This window comes from Microbacterium halotolerans, assembly GCF_003569805.1.
Lineage (GTDB): Bacteria > Actinomycetota > Actinomycetes > Actinomycetales > Microbacteriaceae > Microbacterium > Microbacterium halotolerans.
In genome coordinates, this window is record NZ_KZ984051.1 from 1,499,923 (window position 1) to 1,519,818 (window position 19,896).

A 19,896-nucleotide genomic window follows, 5' to 3' on the forward strand; every position below is an offset into this window, starting at 1 on the left:
CGGAGGTGTCACAGTACCCAGTATCAGTTTAGCTGAAAGACATCCGGATCCAGCGTCGGACACCGGATGAGACGCACGTGAGCGAGGGAGCTCCAGATGTCGACTGAAGCCGGAACGGAGCCGTTGTTGCGCGTTCGCGACGTCGAACTGTCCTTCGGAGGGCTGCGAGTGCTCTCCGACGTCGCGCTCGACGTGCACGCCGGTACGATCCACGGGCTGCTCGGTCCCAACGGCGCGGGCAAGACGTCGCTGTTCAACTGCATCAGCGGGCTGTACCGCCCGCAGCGGGGGAGCATCGCGCTGTCCGGCGATGAGCTTCTCGCCCATCCGGCGCATCAGCTCTCGGGCCTCGGTCTCTCGCGCACGTTCCAGCACCCGACGCTCGACCAGCACCTGACCGTGCTGGAGAACGTGATGGTCGGGGCGCAGAGCCACATGGCGGGGGGATTCTTCAGCGGCGCGCTCCGCCTGCCGGGGGTGAGACGGGATGAGAAGCGCGTGCGCACCCAGGCGATGGACCTGCTGGCGTGGACCGGCCTCGCCGACCAGGCGGACGAGACGCCCGGATCGCTGCCCTACGGCAACCAGAAGCTCGTCGAGCTCGCGCGCGCCGTCGTGTCGCGACCGAAGCTGCTGCTCCTCGACGAACCGGCCGGCGGGCTCTCACATCAGGAGATCGACGAGCTGGCGCAGTGCATCCGGTCGCTCAGGGACGAATGGGGGATGACGATCCTGCTCGTCGAGCACCACCTCGGCTTCGTCGGCGACATCACCGACATGGTCGACATCCTCGTCGAGGGGAACAACATCATCACCGCGCCGGCCGCGGAGGCGCAGAGGGACCCCGCGGTGATCAAGGCGTACTTGGGGCAGGCCGTATGACGCTCCTGGAACTGGCCGACGTGCACGCCTCGTACGCGGGAGGGAACCGGGTGCTGCACGGCGTCTCCCTGCGGGTGGACGAGGGTGGCGTCACAACGCTGCTCGGCGCCAACGGTGCGGGGAAGACCACGACCCTGCGGGCCATCTGCGGCATGGTCGGGCGTCGAGGCACGATCCAGTTCGACGGCCGCGATCTCACTCACATGCGCGCCGACAGGGTCGCCCGCCTCGGCATCGCGCACGTGCCGCAGGGGCGAGGCACGCTGACCGGGCTCACCGTGCGCGAGAACCTCGACGCAGGCGCCGCTCTGCGCAGGGACCGCACCCAGGTCAGGAAGGACCTGGACTTCTACCTCGAGCTGTTTCCCCGCCTCGCCGAGCGGGGCAAGCAGAAGGGCGGCAGCCTCTCCGGCGGCGAGCAGCAGATGCTCGCCATCGCCAGGGCGCTGATGGGGGCGCCGCGGCTCGTGCTGCTCGACGAGCCGTCACTCGGCCTGGCGCCGAAGGTCACCGGCGAGGTGTTCGAGACGATCTCGACGCTGCGGCGCGAGACGGGCGTGGCGATGCTGATCGTCGAGCAGAACCCCGCGCTGGTCCTCGACATGGCCGACGACGTGATCGTTCTCGAGAACGGACGCGTCGCGGCGGCCGGAACTCCTGCAGAGCTCTCGGCGCAGGACGCCATCCGACGCGCATATCTGGGAGGCGGGGAATGACCGCGGCACTGCAGCAGGTGATGGACGGTCTCGCGACAGGGTCCATCTACGCGGCACTGGCGCTCGCGCTCGTGCTCGTTCACCAGTCGACGGGCGTTGTGAACTTCTCCCAGGGGACCATGGGCGCCTTCGGCGCGTACCTCGCATGGACGATGTGGAGCATCGGGGTGCCGGTGGGGGCTGCGGTCCTCATCGCGGTCGTCGTCTCCGTGCCGTTCGGCGCCGCCACAGAGAGGTTCGTGGTCCGTCGGCTGTACGGCAAGCATCCCCTCACGCTGATCGTCATCACTGTCGGCATGCTCATTGCGCTGACCGGCATCATCAGCCTCATCTGGGGCCACGGTGCGAAGCAGTTCCCCTCGATGTTCCCTGAGGGAGTCGTACGGATCGCCGGGGTGGCCGTCACGTTCGAGAGCATCGGGAACCTGGCGATCCTGGCCGTCGTCGTGCTGCTGATGCAGTACGTCTTCATGCGGACCCGGTTCGGCCTGGTGATGCGGTGCGTCGCCGACAACCGCGAGTCGAGCTCGCTTCTGGGCATCCCCACCGGTCAGCTTCTGATGGTCGGGTGGGGAATGGCCGCGGCGTTCGGGACCCTGGCCGCCTGCCTGATCGCGCCGCGCGTGTTCCTGAGCCCCACCATGATGGACACCGTCCTGATCTACGCACTCTCGGCCGCCATCCTCGGCGGACTGAACAGTCCGCTCGGCGCCGTGGTGGCGGCTCTGGCGATCGGCGTCGTGGAGAATCTCGCGGCGACGTACGTCCCGGTCGTCGGAACGGACCTGAAGATCGTCGTTCCGCTCGTGCTGATGGCGATCATCCTGGTCTTCCGGCCCCAGGGCCTGTTCGGAACGAAGGAACTGGTGCGCGTATGAATCGGTCAGTCGTGATCACCAAGTGGGCCGTCGGTGCCGTCGTCGCGGTTGGCCTGCTGCTCTTCCCGCTGAACGCCTCGCCGTATGCCACGCTGCAGCTCTCGCTCGCCGCCGCCTACGCCGTCGCCCTCCTCGGGCTGAGCATCGTGACAGGGCACGCGGGCCAGATCTCCCTCGCGCAGGCGGCCTTCTTCGGGCTCGGCGCCTACTCCGCCGCCATTTTCGCGAACCTCGGAGTGCCCGCGGCGGTCGCCTTCGTGGCGGCCTGCCTGATCCCCGGGCTCCTCGGCCTCATCGTCGCCTTCCCCGTTGTGAAGCTGCACGGTCACTCCCTGGCACTGATCACACTCGCCCTCTCTCTCATCGCCGTGCCGATCGCCATCCGGCTCAAGTCGCTCACCGGTGCTACGCGCGGCCTGCGCGCCGACATCGGCGAGGCGCCGGCGTGGTCGGGGCTTGCGCGCGACCAGTGGGGCTTCTACGTGACCGTCATCGTTGCGGCGCTGCTGTTCCTCGTGGCGCGCAACATGGTCAAGGGCAAGATGGGCAGGGCGCTCGCGCTGGTGCGCACGAATGAAGTGGTCGGTGCGTCCATGGGCGTGCCGATCCGCCGATACAAGATCCTCGCCTTCGCGATCTCCGCCTCGTTCGGCGGCGCAGGCGGGTTCCTGTTCGTGTACAACAGCCAGTACGTCTCGCCCGACACCTTGGGCTTCCTGCTGGGGATCACCCTGCTGGCATCGCTGGTCATCGGGGGGATGCGCAGCCTGGTGGGGCCCGTGATCGGCGCCCTGTTCTACGTGTACGTTCCGACGATCGCCGGTTCGGTCAGCCCCGAGCAGTCGGCGCTGATCTACGGCATCGTGCTCGTCCTGGTCGTGCTCTTCGTACCCGGCGGAATCGCCGGAGGGCTGGCACTGCTGCCGCGCCTCATCGCGCGACGACGACGCACCGGGGAGGCGACCGCAGCCGCCGAGCGCGTGCGGGCGCCGCTCCCGCCGAAGGAGTCACCCGAACCCGTCCATATGCACCATGGAGGACAACAATGAACACCGCGACCAGTCGCCTCATCACCGGGATCGCCGCAGTCGGCATCGCCGGTCTGGTCCTGTCGGCCTGCTCCCGGCCGCCGTCGACAGGAGAGGGCGAGGGCCAGGGAACGGTCACCGCCTCGCCCGGAATCACCGACGACACCATCAGGATCGGCTCCAGCCTTCCCCTTTCCGGACCGCTCTCGCGCAACGGCGAGACGCAGCTGGCGTCGATGCAGGCCTACGTCGACGCGCTCAACACCGACGGCGGCGTGACGATGGGTGACGGCAAGACGCGCGAGGTGGAGTTCGTCTACTACGACGACGCATACGACCCCTCCAGGCTCGTTCAGAACTTCCAGCGTCTGGTCGATCAGGACCAGGTGTTCGCCACCTACGGAATGTTCGGCACCGCGTCGAACCTCGCTGTGATGCCGACCGCCAATGATCTCGAGGTGCCGCAGGTCTTCCTCGGCACCGGCGCCGCCGCCTTCAGCGAGGACCGCGAGGCGAACCCGTACACCCTGGGATGGTGGCCCACCTATCAGAACGAGGCGGCCACCTTCGGCGAGTACCTCGTCTCGTTGGACGAGCCGATGACGGTCGCCTTCCTCGCGCAGAACGACGACCAGGGCGAGGCCTACCTGGAGGGGCTGACCTCGGCCATCGAGGGCTCGCAGGTCGAGCTCGTCGATCAGGCGTCATTCAGCTCGACGGACACGGTCTACGACAGCCAGGTATCGGCGCTGGCCGCCAGCGAGGCCGACGCCTTCTTCTCCGGCGTGAACGTGCCGTCGGCACAGACGGCCGTGCTCGAGAAGCTCGGCGACCTGCAGTGGTCGCCGGTCACCTACCTCCCGATCGTCTCCGCGGCGCCGGATGTCGTACGCGAGGCGAGCGCGGGCGACTACCTGCCCGACCTCTACTCCGGCGCCTTCACCAAGTGGCCGTGCTCGCCCGCCGATGAGGGCGACGAAGACGTGCAGAACTACCTGGACGCCATGGCGGAGTACTCACCGGACGTGGAGGCGTGCTACATCAACACGATCTTCGGATGGGCGATGGCCGACACTCTGACGAAGGCGCTGGAGGCCACCCAGGAGCCGACGCGTGAGTCGTTCATGGAGGCGATCGCGGGCCTGCAGACGGATGAGATCTCGCTGATGCACGACGACCTCACCTTCGACGGCGGCGACTTCGGCAGCCCGCCGATCGCCGACCTCGCCGTGCGCAAGTGGGAACCCGCCGACGACGACTGGACGACGGCCGACCTCGGCTGAGTCCGTGCCCCGCCGCTCACGTGCGGCGAACTGCCGCTTCGACGCAGCAATAGGGGCGATTCGTCGCACCTGAGCGGCGATGCACTGAGATGAACAAGGAGAATCATGGCAGGGATCGAGTTGCCCGAGATCACACCTCGACTGTGGATCGGAGGGCGATGGTGCGACGCGGTGAACGGCGGCCGGATGGACGTGATCGATCCGTCGACCGGAGAGGTCGTCATTCGGGTCGCCGACGGCGCAGCGGCGGATGTCGAGGCGGCAGTGGCCGCGGCGCGGAAGGCGTTCGACGATGGCGCGTGGTCGCGTATCCCCGCGCGTGAGCGCTCGCGGGTGCTGCTGCGGATCGCGGCAGGCATGCGCGAGCGCAGCGAGGAGCTCGCCGCAGCCGAGAGCATCGACGTCGGCAAGCCGATCTCCCTCGCCCGCGCTGTCGATGTGAACAATACGGCCGACTCGTTCGAGTACTACGCGGCACTCGCACAGCAGCTCGACGGCGCCACCCGCGACGTGCCGGCCCCCGCCTTCGCATACACGCGCACCGAACCGCGCGGTGTCGTCGGGGCGATCACGCCGTTCAACTTCCCGATCATCCTGTCGAGCTCGAAGATCGCGCCGGCGCTCGCCGCGGGGAACACGATCGTGCACAAACCAGCACCGCAGACCCCGCTGAGCGCCCTGCTGATGGCGGAGATCCTCCGCGATGCGGGAGTTCCCGACGGGGTGTACAACGTGGTCACCGGTGCGGGCCCCGAACTGGGCGACGCGCTGGTGACGCACTCGGATGTCGACATGGTCGTGTTCACGGGGTCGACGAAGGTGGGCCGGATCGTCGCCAGGAACGCGGGGGAGCACCTGAAGCCGGTTGTGGCGGAGCTCGGCGGCAACGCGGCGAACATCGTGTTCGCCGACGCGGATCTCGACAAGGCCATCGGCGCGGTGATCAACGCGTTCGTGTTCAACACCGGGCAGTTCTGCATGGCAGGGCCCCGCCTGCTCGTGGAGCGTTCGATCCATGACACGGTCGTGGGGATCCTTCGCGACGCGGTCGGGAACGTGCCGCTCGGCAGACCGAGCGACCCCGAGACGGTGATCGGACCGCTGGCGAGTGCCGACCAGCTCAGACGCGTCGAAGAGATGGTGCGGGATGCCGTCGCATCCGGCGGCGAGATCGTCACCGGTGGGGAGCGCATCGAGCTCGACGGCGGCTACTACTATCCTCCGACCGTGATCTCGGGCCTCGATCAGAACGCCCTCGCGGTGCGCGAGGAGGTGTTCGGTCCGGTGCTGACCGTGCAGCCCTTCGACACCGAGGAAGAGGCGATCGCACTCGCGAACGGAACGGCATACGGGCTCGCCTCCGGCGTGCAGACCACCGACATCAGCCGCGCCCACCGTGTCTCAGCGCGGCTCGAGGCCGGCATCGTATGGGTGAACGGCTGGGCGATGCTCGACGCATCGATGCCGTTCGGCGGAGTGAAGGACTCCGGATGGGGCCGCGAGAACGGCCCGGAGGCCCTCGCCTCCTACACCCGCACGAAGTCGGTCCTGATCGGGCTGGAGGAGTAGCTCCACCCAGCCCGCCTCGACGCTGCTCAGGTGCGGGAACGTGCCGCTGAAACGGCGTTCAAGCGGCAATTCACCGTACCTGAGCAGCGAGGCGGGCACACGTCAGCGCGTGGCGCCGGCGCGACGCTTGTTGTAGATGTCGAAGGCCACCGCGAGCAGCAGCACGAGGCCCTTGATGATCTGCTGGGCCGACTGGGGCACGCCCATCAGCTGCATACCGTTGGTCATGACAGCCATGACCAGACCGCCGACGAGAGCACCGCCGACACGGCCCACGCCGCCCATGGTGGACGCACCGCCGATGAAGCAGGCCGCGATCACATCGAGCTCGAACATGTTGCCCATACCGGGCTGCGCACCGTTGGATCGCGACGAGAACACCGCCGCGGCGATGCCGGTGAGCATCCCCATGTTCACGAAGATCCAGAAGTTGACGCTCTTGACGTTCACACCCGACAGGCGCGCCGCAGACAGATTGCCGCCGACGGAGTAGACGTGGCGCCCGAACACCGTGCGGTTCGTGACCACCTGGTACACCAGGATGAGCACGGCCACGATGATCAGCACGAGCGGGAATCCGCGGTTGTAGGCGAGCGCCCACGCGAAGGCGAGCAGCACGACCGAGACCGACACGATCTTCAGGATGAACAGGGTCATCGACTCGACGGGCTGGTTGTAGCCGAGACGGGTGCGGCGACTGCGCCACGCGCTGACGATCACACCCGTGACCGCGAACACGCCGATCAGCAGCGTGAACACGTCGACGGTCTGCGCAACGGATTTCAGACCCTCGCCCTGGCCGACCACGATCTCGCCGAAGACCGGATCGACGAACCCGCTCGCGACCTCTCGATAGGCGTGCGGGAACGGCGACAGCGACACGTTGTCGAGCACGAGCCAGGTCAGGCCGCGGAACAGCAGCATGCCGGCGAGGGTCACGATGAACGCCGGGATCCCGACGAAGGCGACCCAGAACCCCTGCCACACCCCGACGACGATGCCCGTGATGATCGCGGCGATGACGCCGACCCACCACGGCAGGCCCATCCGGATGACGAGCACGGCTGACACAGCCGACGCGAACGCGAGCACAGAGCCGACCGACAGGTCGATGTGACCGCCCACGATCACGAGGATCATGCCGAGCGCCATGATCAGGATGTGCGCGTTCTGCAGCACGATGTTGGTCACGTTCTCCGGGCTGAGCAGCGTGCCGTTCGTCAGCACAGTGAACAGCACGATGATCGCGACGAACGCGATGTAGATGCCGGACGTACGTAGGTTGTGAGTGAGGAGGTTCTTGGCCTCAGTCAGCACGTTGTTCATGCTGCGGTCTCCTTCGCGGAAGTGCTTTCGATTGTCATGAGGCCCATCAGCTTCTCCTGCGTCGCCTCGGTGGCGGGAAGCTGGCCCGTGATGCGCCCGTAGGCGAGAGAGTAGATGCGGTCGGACAGCCCGAGCAGCTCTGGCAGCTCGCTCGAGACGACGATGACCGCCTTGCCTGCGGCCGCGAGCGCGCCGATGATCTCGTAGATCTCGTACTTCGCCCCCACGTCGATGCCGCGGGTGGGCTCGTCGAGGATGAGCACGTCGGGGTCGGTGTACAGCCACTTCGACAGCACGACCTTCTGCTGGTTCCCGCCGGAGAGGTTGCCCACCACCTGCGCGACCGTCGGAGACTTGATGTTCAGATCGCGGCGGTACTGCTCCGCGATCTTGATCTCCTCGTTGCCGTTGACGAAGACCGATGCGGTCGAGAGCTTGCCGAGCGCCGACGATGAGACGTTCGTCTTGATGTCGCTGATCAGGTTCAGCCCGTACGTCTTACGGTCCTCCGAAACGTACGCGATCCTGTTCGCGATCGCGTCCTTTACCGTGCGCGTCGAGATCTCCTTGCCGTGCAGGAACACCTTCCCTGACGTGTCGCGTCCGTAGCTGCGGCCGAAGACGCTCATCATGAACTCGGTGCGTCCGGCGCCCATCAGACCGGCGATGCCGACGATCTCGCCTGCACGCACCGAGATCGAGGCGTCGTCGACGACGATGCGCCCCGGTTGGGTGGGATGCGAGACGTGCCAGTTCTCGACGCGGAAGATCTCCTCGCCGATCTTCGGGGTGCGCTCGGGGAAGCGGCTCTCGAGCGCGCGCCCGACCATGCCCTGGATGATCCGGTCCTGCGTCGCATCCGGACCGTGCATATCGATCGTCTCGATCGTCTCGCCGTCGCGGATGATCGTCGTCGAGTCGGCGATGTCGACGATCTCACCGAGCTTGTGACTGATGATGATGCACGTGATGCCCTGCTCGCGCAGGTCGCGCAGCAGGCCGAGCAGATGCTCGGAGTCGTTGTCGTTGAGTGCGGCCGTCGGCTCGTCGAGGATCAGCAGCTTCACGTCCTTCGTGAGCGCCTTCGCGATCTCGACGAGCTGCTGCTTGCCGACGCCGAGCTGACCGATCGGGGTCGTCGGGTTCTCGTGCAGGCCGACCCGCTCCAGCAGCTTCGCCGCCTCGGCGTTGGCCTCGTGCCAGTCGATGAGCCCGCCGCGCACGATCTCGTTGCCGAGGAACAGGTTCTCCGTCACCGACAGGGCCGGCACGAGTGCGAGCTCCTGATGGATGATGACGATGCCAGCGCGCTCGGAGTCCTTGATGGCGCCGAACCTCTGCGCGCCGCCGTCGAAGACGATCTGGCCGTCGAACGTGCCGTGCGGGTACACACCCGAGAGCACCTTCATGAGGGTTGATTTTCCCGCGCCGTTCTCGCCGCAGATCGCGTGGATCTCGCCTCGTTCGACGCTGAGGCTCACGTCCTTGAGAACCTTGACGCCGGGAAAGTTCTTGGTGATGTTGCGCATCTCGAGGATCGCGTCAGACATCGCTGCTCCTGTCATTCGTTGGCAGAATCGATTCGGGCCGCACTGGCGGGGTCGCCGCGTGCGACGACCCCGCCAGTGCTCAGCGCGCGTAATTACTCAGCGACGCCCGCCTCGATCTCTTCCTCGGACCAGTAGCCGGAGTCGACCAGCAGTTCGCCGATGTTGTCGGCGACGACGATGTCCGACTCGAGCAGGAAGGACGGCACGACCTTGACGCCGTTGTCGTACGACTCGGTGTCGTTGGCCTCAGGCTCCTCGCCCTCGGCGAACGCCGTGGCGGCATCGACGGCCTGCGATGCGAGCTTGCGCGTGTCCTTGAAGATCGTCGCGTACTGCACGCCGTCGTCGATCAGCTTGACCGATGCGATCTCGGCGTCCTGGCCGGACAGGACCGGCAGACCCTCTTCGATCGTGGAGCCGTAGCCGGCGTTCTCGAGCGCCGTGATGATGCCACGCGAGATGCCGTCGTAGGGCGAGAGCACACCGTCGAGCGGGTCGGAGCCGCCGTTGTAGGTGCTCGTGAGCAGATCCTCCATGCGCTTCTGCGCCGTGGCCTGGTCCCAACGCAGGGTGGAGATGGTGTCCATGTCGATCTGGCCGGACGGCACCGTCAGTCGTCCGTCGTCGAGGAACGGCTGCAGCGTGTCCATCGCTCCCTGATAGAAGAAGCCGGTGTTGTTGTCGTCGGGCGAACCGGCGAACAGCTCGATGATCTTCTCCTCGTCGAGCCCGGTCTCCTCGTTGTTCTCGTCGAGGTAGCCGAGGCCGCGCAGCAGCGACTGGGCCTGCTGAACGCCGACCGTGTAGTTGTCGAAGGTGACGTAGAAGTCGACGTTCTCGGTGCCGTTGATGAGGCGGTCATAGGCGACCACGGGGATGCCCTTGCTCGCGGCGTTCTCGAGCTGGGTCGCCAGCGCCGTGCCGTCGATCGAGGCGACGATCAGGATGTCCGCGCCGTTCGTGATCATCTGGTCGATCTGCTGCTGCTGACGCGGGATGTCGTCGTTTGCGAACTGGAGGTCGACCTCGTAGCCGGCGTCCTCCAGCTGCGACTCGACGGCCTCGCCGTCGGCGATCCAACGCTCGCTCGTCTCCGTCGGCATCGCCACGCCGACGGTGATGTCCTCTGCCGCGCCGTCTCCGTCGCCGGAGCCCGAGTCGTCGCTCGCGCACCCGGCCAGGCCGATGCCCAGGGCGACGGCGCCGGTGATGGCGATCAAACGCATGCCAGTTCGCTTCATTGCTGTGTCTCTCTTCGTCGAAAGTGGGAGCGCTCCTATCCGTGGATCGGAGCGCTTCATGCTCAGTGGTCATGCAGCCGTGCTGCGGAACCGCTGCATGGCACATTACATATTGATGACCCTATGGACAAATTACTTTCGCGTAACATACGGTGACGTCAGGCGGCTCAGAGAGGAACGCGGCTCAGCACATATGGTGGATCCCATCCTGCGCATGTCGGGGATCACGAAGCGCTTCCACGGCGTCACGGCGCTGTCGGACGTGTCGATCGACGTGATGCCCGGCGAGGTGCACGCCATCTGCGGCGAGAACGGCGCGGGCAAGTCGACTCTGATGAATGTGCTCTCCGGTGTGCACGCGACGGGGTCCTTCGATGGGAGCATCCGGCTGGACGGCCGCGACGTCGCGTTCCGCTCTGTCAGCGACAGCGAGAGCCACGGCATCGCCATCATCCACCAGGAGCTCGCCCTGGTCCCGAACCTCACGATCGCCGAGAACATCCATCTCGGCAACGAGATCTCCCGCCGTGGCCTGATCGACTGGCGCCGTACGAACGCGCGAGCCGCCGAGGTCATGGAACGCGTCGGCCTCGACGAGAACACGTCGAGCAGGGTCGGCGATCTGGGCGTCGGCAAGCAGCAGCTCGTGGAGATCGCCAAGGCGCTCGCGAAGGATGTGAAGCTGCTCATCCTCGATGAGCCGACCGCCGCGCTGAACGACTCGGACTCCGAACGGCTGCTGGGCCTGATCGAGCAGCTGCGAGCGCAGGGCATCACCTGCATCGTCATCTCGCACAAGCTGCGCGAGGTGCTCCGCGTCGCCGACCGGATCACGGTGATCCGCGACGGCAGGACGATCGAGACGATGCGGCGCGACGATCCGGCCACGGACGAGGGCAGGATCATCCGGGCCATGGTGGGGCGCGACCTCGACAGTCTCTTCCCTCCCCGCGATCCGGATATCGGAGAGGAGATGTTCCGCGTCGAGAACTGGAGCGTTCGCCATCCGGCAGATCGAGAGCGGGTCATCGTCGATGAGGTGAGCCTCTCCGTGCGGGCGGGGGAGATCATCGGGCTCGCCGGCCTGATGGGGGCGGGGCGCACCGAACTCGCCATGAGCATCTTCGGGCGCTCGTACGGCTCGCACATCACCGGATCGGCGTTCAAACGCGGGCGACGGATCGAGCTGCGCACCGTGGAGCAGGCCATCGGGCACGGGATCGCGTATGCGACGGAGGACCGCAAGCAGTACGGGCTCAACCTGATCGGCGACATCAGGGCGAACGTCTCCTCCGCCGCGCTGTCGCGCCTCGCCAGGGCCGGCATCGTCGACCGCTTCCGTGAGCACAAGGTGGCGGACGCGTATCGGTACAAGCTGAACATCAAGGCGCCCAGCGTCGCGTCTGTGACGGGCGGCCTCTCCGGCGGCAACCAGCAGAAGGTCGTGCTGTCGAAGTGGATGTTCACGAACCCGGATGTGCTCATCCTCGATGAACCGACGCGCGGCATCGACGTGGGTGCGAAGTACGAGATCTACGGCATCATCAACGAGCTCGCAGCGCAGGGGAAGGCGGTCATCGTCATCTCCTCCGAGCTGCCGGAGGTCATCGGACTCTCGGATCGCATCTATACGATCGCGGAAGGACGCATCACGGCAGAGGTCGCCAGGGAGGATGCGACCCAGGAACTGCTCATGCGCTGCATGACCGCCGGATTGTGATGGGTAGCGTTGACGACGATGGATGAGGTGGAATCGGCGCGCGATCGCGGGACGGCATCGTGGGCCGGGGCTCCGCCGCGCACCACGGGCACGCGCACGACGAACGAGGAAGTCAGACAGCAGAACCTCTCGGCCGTGCTCCGCCTGGTGCACGTGCGGGGCGCGCTCTCACGCTCGCACATCGGGGCCGCGACAGGGCTGAACCGATCGACGATCACGGCACTGGTGACCGAGCTGCTCGATCTCGGCGTGACCCGCGAGGCGGAGACGGCGCCGACGGGTCGTGTCGGTCGGCCGTCTCTCGGCGTCGCGGCCGACGACGCGGTGGTCGCGCTCGGCATCCGTGTCGAGCCCGACGCCGTCTCGGTCGCCCTCGTGGGGCTGGGCGGCGCCGTGCACTCCCGCGTGCGGCACGACCTGTCGAGCCCGCCGACTCCCCGCCGCTTCGTTCAGATCGCCCGCTCCCTCGTCGACGGCATGCGGGCAGACATCGACCGACATTACCGACTGGTGGGTGCAGGGCTCGCCGTGCCGGGGCTCGTCGACGAGACGGGCACCGTGGTGGTCGCCCCGCCGCTCGGGTGGCGACGGGAGGCGATCGCGACCCGGCTCGAGCGTGCACTGGGCATTCACGTGACCGCGGGGAACGACGCCAGCGTCGGCGCCATGGCTGAGGCGCGCTTCGGGGTGGGACGCGATGCCGATAACCTGCTGTATCTGGGAGGCGGCGTGCACGGGATCGGGGGCGGCCTCGTCTTCGACCGCACGCTGCTGCGGGGCACGTCGGGTTTTGCGGGCGAACTGGGGCACACGGTCGTCGACCCGCGCGGGGCGCGATGCGCCTGCGGGCGCCGCGGATGCCTGTCGGCCGAGGTGAACCCCGCACCGCTGCTCGAGCTGCTCGGGCGCCGCAAGCTCGACGAGGACGAGCTCGACATCGAGCTCGGCGTCGCGCGCGACCCCGCGATCACGGCGGAGCTCGAGCGCCAGGTCGACGTGCTGTCGTTGGCGCTGACGAACTTCGTCAACGCATTCGCCCCGGAGGCCGTCATCCTGTCCGGCTACCTCGGTGTGCTGCTGGCGGCCAGCCGCGAACGGCTCTCCCGTGCGGTGCACGTCGACCCGGTCGGCGCCGAGGGACGTCATGTCCGCCTCGAACGCGCGCACATGCGCTCCCGCCTGATGCAGCTGGCTCCCGCTGAGATGGCCTTCGCTCCGCTGCTCGCCGACCCGGCCGGCCTCGCACCGCGGCGCGCCTGAAAAGCAGTGTCTGCATCTTGTTCAGCACTCTCCGCTCAAGTCGGGTCGTCCGTGCCGGTGTCATAGTCTTCACGAGCGGAGAGGATCGACGCCGCATTGCGCTCTGCCCACGTCCGCACAGTTTCCAGCGGACCGAGAAGACTGACACCCAGGTCGGTAAGGGAGTACTCGACGCGCGGCGGCACCTCGGCATAGATCTGCCTGTTGACGAGACCGTCTCGTTCCAGGGCGCGGAGCGTCTGCGTGAGAACCTTGGGCGTCACCCCCTGGACAGATGACCGGATGACGGAGAACCGCCGCGGGCCTTCCTTGAGGATCATGAACACCAGCGTCGTCCACTTGTCGCCGATGCGCTGCAGGACAGGTCGTGAGGGGCAGTCCAAGCTCAGAACATCGAACCGCACTCCGTCGATAGTTTCCATAGGGATACTATGGCACGTTGAGGTGCTCAGTACCTACTGGATACTATCGTGATGCTGTGGAGATGCCGCAGCGAATGAACAGAGGATGCAGCATGAAGATCGCAGTGTACGGAGCAACGGGAATGGTCGGCTCGGAAGTGACCGCGGAAGCGCTTCGCAGAGGACACCAGGTGATCGCGGTGACACGTCGCGGCGACGAAGTTCCGGGAGCCGTGTCCCTGGCCGGCAACCTCTTCGATCTCGAAGGCCTGCGGATCGTCGCAGAACAGGCTGACGCCATCGTGCTCTCGGTGGCCCCCGACCGCAGTGGGAACTCGCACGATGAGTACATCCGGGCCCACCAGAACATCGCGGCTGCCGAGATCGCCGCCAGGGTGCTGATCGTTGGTGGAGCCGGAGCGTTGGAAGTCGACGGGGTGCAGCTGAAAGACCTTCCAGACTTCCCGGAGGCCTACAAAACCGAAGCCGAGACAATGTCGGCCATCCTCGACTTCTACCGGGCTGCTTCGAGCCTCGAGTGGACCATGTTGGCTCCCGCGCCAGCAATCGGCCCGGGCGAGCGGACCGGCAAGTACATCCTCGGCTCGGACTCACCCGCCGGGGCGCAGATCTCGGCGGCAGACTTTGCGATCGCGGCACTCGACGAACTCGAGGAGCCTCAGCACCAGAACGCGCGTTTCAACGCCGCCAGCTAGCAGCACGCCGGCCGGGGCGGTGGACAACGGACCACGGTCGTGCCAGAGCACCTCGAACCGCCTGCGCCGAGGGATCATAGGAGGGACTTGTCATGCAATCGGTCAAACTCACCTACGCTTTCGACGCCTTGTGCGGCTGGTGCTACGGCTTCGGGCCGGCGCTTCACGAGTTCGCCGATTCCAACGCCGATCGAATCGAGCTGGACGTTCGCTCCGGCGGTCTGTTCTCCGGCGAGGCAACGGGCCCCATTTCGGCGTGTCCCCACATTCCAGCGGCCAACGAACGGATCGCTCGGCTCACCGGGGTCCCCTTCGGCGCTCCCTACCAACGACTGCTCGCTGAGGGCACCGCTGTGATGGATTCCACAGCCGCGGCCACGGGCCTGGTTGCGCTTCGCAGCCAGGCACCGGGGCGGGCGCTCGAGTTCGCCGCCGCGATTCAAGCCGCCTGGTATCAACAGGGCCAGGATCTGCGAGATCAGGCCGTCTATCAAGAGATCGCTGCTCGTTGCGGACTTGATGTTCCCGCGGTCACCGAGGCCTATGCGAGCCCATCGACTCGTATCGCGGCGGAGAGGGACTTCCAATATGTGCGTTCCTTGGGTGTGACACGCTATCCGACGCTGCTGGTGCACACCGCCTCCGGCGTTCAACCTCTGGGTGGCCCCGTCTCCCGTGCAGATGCCCTCACTTCGGTTTTGGATTCGTACCTCAACCGGAACACGGAGCCTGTCCGGGCGTCAGAGTCGATTCGACCCGACGGCTTTCCATAGGTGTGACGATCCGGGACGAGTGGTCGATTCCCTCCGGAAAGAGCCGGATCCGCGACGACACATCGTCTCGGCGCGGAATGCGGCCGCTCTGACGGGCAAGGCACTACCGTGCTGCCATGCGCTCTTCCGGGTCTACCTGCCCCGCCGGAAGCACACAGCGCCGGAAAGCTGAGTTGTCAGCTCTGCCGACGCGGCGCGGAACTGGTCTTCGGCACACCTTTCGACATCGGCACATACTCGTTGCTCACCGAGATGGTCGCCCACCAGCTGAGTCTTCCCGCGGGGAGCTCACCCGATGACGCTGGGTGCTCCGAAACCGGAATCTTGGAGCACCCAGCGTCATTCTGGGGCTACAGTGCGCCTGTCGAGCGCCAGCCGCCCTGGTAGGTTTCGCGGGCGACCGCGGCGTAGGGGACGGGACTGACGATTGCACGCACCTTCAGCTGCTGGTGCGGTTCGACCGTGGTCTTCTCGCTGCCGCCGTCGGGCTCGCCCCAGACCACCGTGACCTCGGCGCCCTCCGGCACCTCGCGGTCGACGGTCGCCAGCGACAAGCCGCGCTTCTCGTTCGCGGTGACGCCCGTGAACAGCGACAGGCCGATGTCGGTGCCGTCGGCGTCGAGCACGGCGTCGAAATTGCTGGAGCCGTAGTTCGCGTTCGGCAGGTCGAAGAACTGGTAGCCGTCGCCGTCGCGGTCGAGCACCGTGGTGAGAGCCTTCGACAGGTCCTCGTCGTTCCACGCCAGCGTCACCTTGCGGCGCTGCTTCTCCGGCTCGACCTTCTCCAGGGCGTCGCGGCCGATGAAATCGTGGTCGAACTTCACGAACGACCCGTAGCCGAGCTCCCACGGGTTGAGGTAGTAGTCCTCGATGTTGTCCGAGACGAAGGAGCCTGCGACGGCGTTGATCGCCTCGTAGCTGTTCGTCGGCAGCCACTCGCGGTAGGCGCGCTCGGCCTCGCTCGAGTAGATCGCAGGCAGCGGCGAGGGGATCCATCCGGACTCGAGCGTGTTCGACGAGTACGCGCGCGAACCGCACGGCTCGATGCCGAACTCCGCACCGGCGGAGAGGATCGCGTTGCGGATCTTCTCGTGCTGCTCGTACGGGCCCCACAGCTCCAGCCCAGGCGCGCCGGCCATGCCATGGCGGAGTGTGCGCACCTGCACGCCCGCGACCTCGAGGTAGCCCATGTGGAAGAACTTGACCTTCTCGAGCGTGCCGCCGTTGAGCTTCTCGATGATCGACCACGCGGCAGGGCCCTGGACCTGGAAGCGGTAGTACTCGCGCGTCACGGCGTGCCCGTACGGGCGTGAGGGGGACCGGTCGTCATAGCGCCACTCGACGTCGTACCCGCCGGTCTCGGCGTGGAACTGCAGCCAGTTCGCGCCAGGCGCGCGGCCGACGTATACGTACTCACCCTGCGACTCATGGAACAGGATGCCGTCGCCGATGACACCGCCGTTCGACGCGGTGGGCACGAACTGCTTCGCCGTGTTCACAGGGAAGTTCGCGAAGCTGTTGATGCCGGTGTCGCTGAGCAGCTTCAGCGCGTCGGGGCCCTTCACGAAGAAGTTCACCATGTGGTGCGTCTGGTCGTAGAGCACAGCCGTGTTCCGCCACGCCTTCTGCTCGCGGCGCCAGTTCGAGAACTCGGTCGGCACGACCGGGTAGATGTAGGTGCCCAGCTTCGAGTTGCGCAGCAGCTCGACTGTGCTGCCCGACTCGTCGAGCAGTTCCTGCAGGTTGTTGGCCATCGTGGCTCCTTCGACCGTGAGTGACGTCCTCGTCTGATCTTCCCCGTGAGACGGCCCGCGGGGAACCCGGATGTCTCCTGACGGAAGACCCGGATGAGAGATACCCATGTTCATAGGTATCTCGTAACCAGAATTGTAGACAAAATGTTGATCATTTCGCCAGGGGGTGATTCACTGTTTCTGCGCGCCGACCATCACGATGCGCGCAGAACGGAGAGCTCTTCCATGGCAGAGCAGACCCCGGCGCTCCTCGTGGTGAGCGCCCACGCCGGTGATTTCGTGTGGCGCGCGGGCGGCGCGATTGCGGCCGCGGCGATGCGCGGTGAGAAGGCGACCGTCGTCTGCGTGTCCTATGGCGAGCGGGGGGAATCGGCCAGCCAGTGGCTCGCGGGGAAGTCGCTCGACGAGATCAAGGACGTGCGTCGCGAAGAGGCGACGGCGGCCGCCGAAGCGCTCGGCGCGGAGATCGAGTTCCTCGACATGGGCGACTATCCGCTGGTGGAATCGCAGGAGGCCGTCGCGAAGCTCATCGACGTGTACCGCCGTGTGCAGCCGACGGTGGTGCTCACCCATCCCCTCGACGACCCGTACAACGGCGATCATCCGGCGGCCGCGCGGATGGCGCTGCAGGCGCGCGTGCTGGCCCAGGCGATCGGTGTGGCGAACTCCGACGGCACGTTTCCGAGCAAGGAGGACATCATCGGCGCGCCGCCGGTGTTCTTCTTCGAGCCGCACCAGCCTGAGCAGTGCGGCTTCAAGCCGAACGTGCTGCTCGACATCACCGATGCGTTCCCGCGCAAGCAGGCGGCGATGGAGTGCCTGCCGGCGCAGAAGCACATGTGGAAGTACTACACCGATCTCGCCGAGCGCCGCGGTGTGCAGGTCAAGCGCAACGCCGGCCCGAATCTCGGCCTGCCGCACGAGACGATGGGTGAAGCATACGAACGGTACTACCCGCAGGTGACGGGGGAGCTGAGATGAGCTCACCGCTCGGCGTCGTCGTCACCGACATCCGGCGCGGTGACCCGGCCGTGATAGCTCGCTTGGCCGAGCACGGCGTGGCGACCGTGCACGAGGCGCAGGGGCGCGTGGGTCTGGTCGGGCCTGGCATCCGACCTATCCAGCAGGGCGCGCGGATCGGAGGAACCGCGGTCACGGTGCTGAGCTGGCCCGGCGACAATCTGATGATCCACGCGGCGATCGAGCAGTGCGAGCCGGGCGACGTGCTCGTCGTGGCCACGACATCCGGCTCCACCGACGGCGCATTCGGCGACCTGTTCGCCACGGCGCTTAAGGCGCGCGGGGTGCTCGGCCTCGTCACCGAGACGGGCGTGCGCGACACCGCCGACCTGCGCGAGATGGTCTTTCCGGTCTGGTCGAACGGCGTGCACTCGCAGGGCACAGTCAAGGCGACAGCGGGCTCGGTCAACGTCTCCGTCACGGTGGGCGGGCAGCTCATCCGCCCTGGTGACGTCGTGGTCGCCGACGACGACGGCATCGTGTGCGTGCCCCGCGAGGAAGCTGCCGTCGCTCTCGAGAAGTCCGACGCCAGGGTGGCGAAGGAGGACGCCGACCGCGAGGCGTACGGTTCCGGGGCGGAACTGAGCCTCGACCGCAAGGGCCTGCGAACGACGCTCGAGGGTCTCGGGGTGCGGTATATGTCGCAGGAGGAATACGGCCGATGAGCGGCATCCCGTGCATCCAGATGCGGGGAGGCACGTCCAAGGGGGCGTACTTCCTGGCCTCGGATCTGCCGGCCGACGCCGCCGAACGCGACGAGCTGCTGCTGCGCATCATGGGCACACCGGATGAACGGCAGATCGACGGCATCGGCGGCGCGCACCCGCTCACCTCGAAGGTCGCGGTCATCTCGCCGAGCGACGGAGCCGACACCGATGTCGACTACCTGTTCCTGCAGACCGGCGTCGACGAGGTGTTCGTCTCCGACCGGCAGAACTGCGGCAACATCATCGCGGGAGTAGGTCCGTTCGCCGTCGAGCGCGGGCTCGTGGCGGCGACGGCCGGCCTGACGCGAGTGCGCATCCGAATGCTGAACACGGGGAGCGTCTCGACGGCCACCTTCCGCACCGAGGTCGACGCGTTCGGCGCGGTCTCGGTCGACTATGACGGCGACCAGGCGATCGACGGCGTGCCGGGAACGGCGGGTGCGATCGCGCTCGACTTCGAGGGCACGGCAGGCTCGACCGCCGGAGCGCTGTTCCCGACCGGGAGCGTCAGCGACGAGATCGATTCCGTCGCCGTCACCTGCGTCGACAACGGCATGCCGTCGGTGCTGCTGCGGTCGCAGGACCTCGGCATCGATCCGGATGCCGCGCCCGCAGATCTCGAAGCGGACGCCGCCCTCATCGAGAGATTGGAGCGCATCCGGATCTCCGCAGCCGACCGGATGGGACTGGGCGACGTCGCGCGGGCCACGATCCCGAAGGTGGTCGCCATCGCCGCTCCGCGCGGTGGGACCGGTATGACGACGCGCACCTTCCTGCCGCAGGGCGGCGACGGCTTCCGCGTGCACACCTCCGTCGGTGTGCTCGGCGCACTCACCGCGGCCGCGGGCGCCGTGGCGCCCGGCTCCGTCGGTGAGGGCGTGATCGTGCCGCCGGCAGAAGGCGGCGCGTTCGTCGTCGAGCACCCCACGGGGCGCTTCGAAGTCGAAGTCGACGTCGCCGAACGGGGCGGCACGTTAGACGTGACGCGGTCCGTCGCCATCCGGACTGCCCGCAAGCTGTTCGAGGGAACCGTGTTCCCCCGCCCGCGACTGTGATCCACCCGAGCGCGCCC

Annotated in this window: 20 protein-coding genes; 15 read left to right on the forward strand and 5 right to left on the reverse strand. The window is 67.0% G+C overall.

All coding sequences use genetic code 11. The features are described 5' to 3' along the window. Positions 1–96 precede the first annotated feature (96 nt). From DZG09_RS06800 to DZG09_RS06825, 6 genes are all read left to right on the forward strand, one after another. Positions 97–882 (forward strand): ABC transporter ATP-binding protein, encoded by a 786-nt coding sequence (locus DZG09_RS06800; protein WP_119696858.1) that lies wholly within the window; start codon positions 97–99, stop codon positions 880–882. After that, positions 879–1,598, forward strand: a complete 720-nt coding sequence (locus DZG09_RS06805; protein ID WP_119696859.1) for an ABC transporter ATP-binding protein — start codon at positions 879–881, stop codon at positions 1,596–1,598. Before DZG09_RS06800 ends, DZG09_RS06805 begins: the two co-directional genes overlap by 4 nt. Beyond that, positions 1,595–2,476: a branched-chain amino acid ABC transporter permease gene (locus DZG09_RS06810; RefSeq protein WP_119696860.1), complete on the forward strand. Its 882-nt coding sequence runs from the start codon at positions 1,595–1,597 to the stop codon at positions 2,474–2,476. Before DZG09_RS06805 ends, DZG09_RS06810 begins: the two co-directional genes overlap by 4 nt. After that, positions 2,473–3,525 (forward strand): branched-chain amino acid ABC transporter permease, encoded by a 1,053-nt coding sequence (locus tag DZG09_RS06815; protein ID WP_119696861.1) that lies wholly within the window; start codon positions 2,473–2,475, stop codon positions 3,523–3,525. Before DZG09_RS06810 ends, DZG09_RS06815 begins: the two co-directional genes overlap by 4 nt. Continuing rightward, positions 3,522–4,787 (forward strand): ABC transporter substrate-binding protein, encoded by a 1,266-nt coding sequence (locus DZG09_RS06820; protein ID WP_119696862.1) that lies wholly within the window; start codon positions 3,522–3,524, stop codon positions 4,785–4,787. Before DZG09_RS06815 ends, DZG09_RS06820 begins: the two co-directional genes overlap by 4 nt. 105 nt (positions 4,788–4,892) lie before the next feature. Beyond that, positions 4,893–6,356: an aldehyde dehydrogenase family protein gene (locus DZG09_RS06825; protein ID WP_119696863.1), complete on the forward strand. Its 1,464-nt coding sequence runs from the start codon at positions 4,893–4,895 to the stop codon at positions 6,354–6,356. A gap of 102 nt (positions 6,357–6,458) precedes the next feature. Here the strand turns inward: DZG09_RS06825 and mmsB are convergent, their stop codons facing one another. From mmsB to chvE, 3 genes are all read right to left on the reverse strand, one after another. Beyond that, entirely contained in the window at positions 6,459–7,682 is a 1,224-nt protein-coding gene (gene mmsB / locus DZG09_RS06830; RefSeq protein WP_119696864.1) for a multiple monosaccharide ABC transporter permease, read from the reverse strand. Next, a complete protein-coding gene (gene mmsA, locus DZG09_RS06835; protein ID WP_119696865.1) occupies positions 7,679–9,232 on the reverse strand; it encodes a multiple monosaccharide ABC transporter ATP-binding protein in 1,554 nt (517 codons plus the stop codon). The genes mmsB and mmsA (DZG09_RS06835) overlap by 4 nt, the downstream gene beginning before the upstream one ends. A 92-nt stretch (positions 9,233–9,324) precedes the next feature. Then, the gene (chvE, locus tag DZG09_RS06840; RefSeq protein WP_205529082.1) at positions 9,325–10,458 is read right to left on the reverse strand and encodes a multiple monosaccharide ABC transporter substrate-binding protein; all 1,134 of its coding nucleotides are present in this window, start codon (positions 10,456–10,458) and stop codon (positions 9,325–9,327) included. Positions 10,459–10,666: 208 nt separating this feature from the next. On the opposite strand from chvE, the gene mmsA (DZG09_RS06845) reads away from it, so the two are divergent. Together mmsA (DZG09_RS06845) and DZG09_RS06850 are read left to right on the forward strand one after the other, a co-directional pair. Continuing rightward, on the forward strand, positions 10,667–12,193 hold the full coding sequence (mmsA, locus tag DZG09_RS06845; RefSeq protein ID WP_119696867.1) for a multiple monosaccharide ABC transporter ATP-binding protein: 1,527 nt from the start codon (positions 10,667–10,669) through the stop codon (positions 12,191–12,193). A gap of 18 nt (positions 12,194–12,211) precedes the next feature. Continuing rightward, complete coding sequence (locus DZG09_RS06850; RefSeq protein WP_119696868.1) at positions 12,212–13,453, forward strand: ROK family protein; 1,242 nt, start codon at positions 12,212–12,214, stop codon at positions 13,451–13,453. Positions 13,454–13,488: 35 nt separating this feature from the next. On the opposite strand, the gene DZG09_RS06855 is transcribed toward DZG09_RS06850, so the two are convergent. Continuing rightward, positions 13,489–13,875, reverse strand: coding sequence for a winged helix-turn-helix transcriptional regulator (locus DZG09_RS06855; RefSeq protein ID WP_119696869.1), 387 nt, complete (start codon positions 13,873–13,875; stop codon positions 13,489–13,491). A 62-nt stretch (positions 13,876–13,937) separates the two neighbouring features. Here DZG09_RS06855 and DZG09_RS06860 point away from each other — a divergent pair, with 62 nt between their 5' ends. From DZG09_RS06860 to DZG09_RS17070, 4 genes are all read left to right on the forward strand, one after another. Further along, entirely contained in the window at positions 13,938–14,570 is a 633-nt protein-coding gene (locus DZG09_RS06860; protein WP_338039992.1) for an NAD(P)-dependent oxidoreductase, read from the forward strand. 92 nt (positions 14,571–14,662) lie between these two features. Next, positions 14,663–15,343, forward strand: a complete 681-nt coding sequence (locus DZG09_RS06865) for a DsbA family protein (RefSeq protein WP_119696871.1) — start codon at positions 14,663–14,665, stop codon at positions 15,341–15,343. Next, complete coding sequence (locus DZG09_RS17065) at positions 15,252–15,515, forward strand: thymidylate synthase (protein ID WP_119696872.1); 264 nt, start codon at positions 15,252–15,254, stop codon at positions 15,513–15,515. The genes DZG09_RS06865 and DZG09_RS17065 overlap by 92 nt, the downstream gene beginning before the upstream one ends. Beyond that, complete coding sequence (locus DZG09_RS17070) at positions 15,452–15,730, forward strand: thymidylate synthase (RefSeq protein ID WP_119696873.1); 279 nt, start codon at positions 15,452–15,454, stop codon at positions 15,728–15,730. The genes DZG09_RS17065 and DZG09_RS17070 overlap by 64 nt, the downstream gene beginning before the upstream one ends. Here the strand turns inward: DZG09_RS17070 and ligM are convergent. After that, entirely contained in the window at positions 15,694–17,097 is a 1,404-nt protein-coding gene (ligM, locus tag DZG09_RS06880; RefSeq protein WP_119696874.1) for a vanillate/3-O-methylgallate O-demethylase, read from the reverse strand. The two genes, DZG09_RS17070 and ligM, sit on opposite strands and share 37 nt — an antisense overlap. 225 nt (positions 17,098–17,322) lie before the next feature. Between ligM and DZG09_RS06885 the strand changes: the two genes are divergently transcribed. The 3 genes from DZG09_RS06885 to DZG09_RS06895 are packed head-to-tail and all read left to right on the forward strand — an operon-like array spanning position 17,323 to position 19,879. Then, positions 17,323–18,078, forward strand: coding sequence for a PIG-L deacetylase family protein (locus DZG09_RS06885; protein WP_119696875.1), 756 nt, complete (start codon positions 17,323–17,325; stop codon positions 18,076–18,078). Further along, positions 18,075–18,782: a 4-carboxy-4-hydroxy-2-oxoadipate aldolase/oxaloacetate decarboxylase gene (locus DZG09_RS06890; RefSeq protein ID WP_119696876.1), complete on the forward strand. Its 708-nt coding sequence runs from the start codon at positions 18,075–18,077 to the stop codon at positions 18,780–18,782. Before DZG09_RS06885 ends, DZG09_RS06890 begins: the two co-directional genes overlap by 4 nt. Next, positions 18,779–19,879: a 4-oxalomesaconate tautomerase gene (locus tag DZG09_RS06895; RefSeq protein ID WP_119696877.1), complete on the forward strand. Its 1,101-nt coding sequence runs from the start codon at positions 18,779–18,781 to the stop codon at positions 19,877–19,879. Before DZG09_RS06890 ends, DZG09_RS06895 begins: the two co-directional genes overlap by 4 nt. Positions 19,880–19,896: the final 17 nt, after the last annotated feature.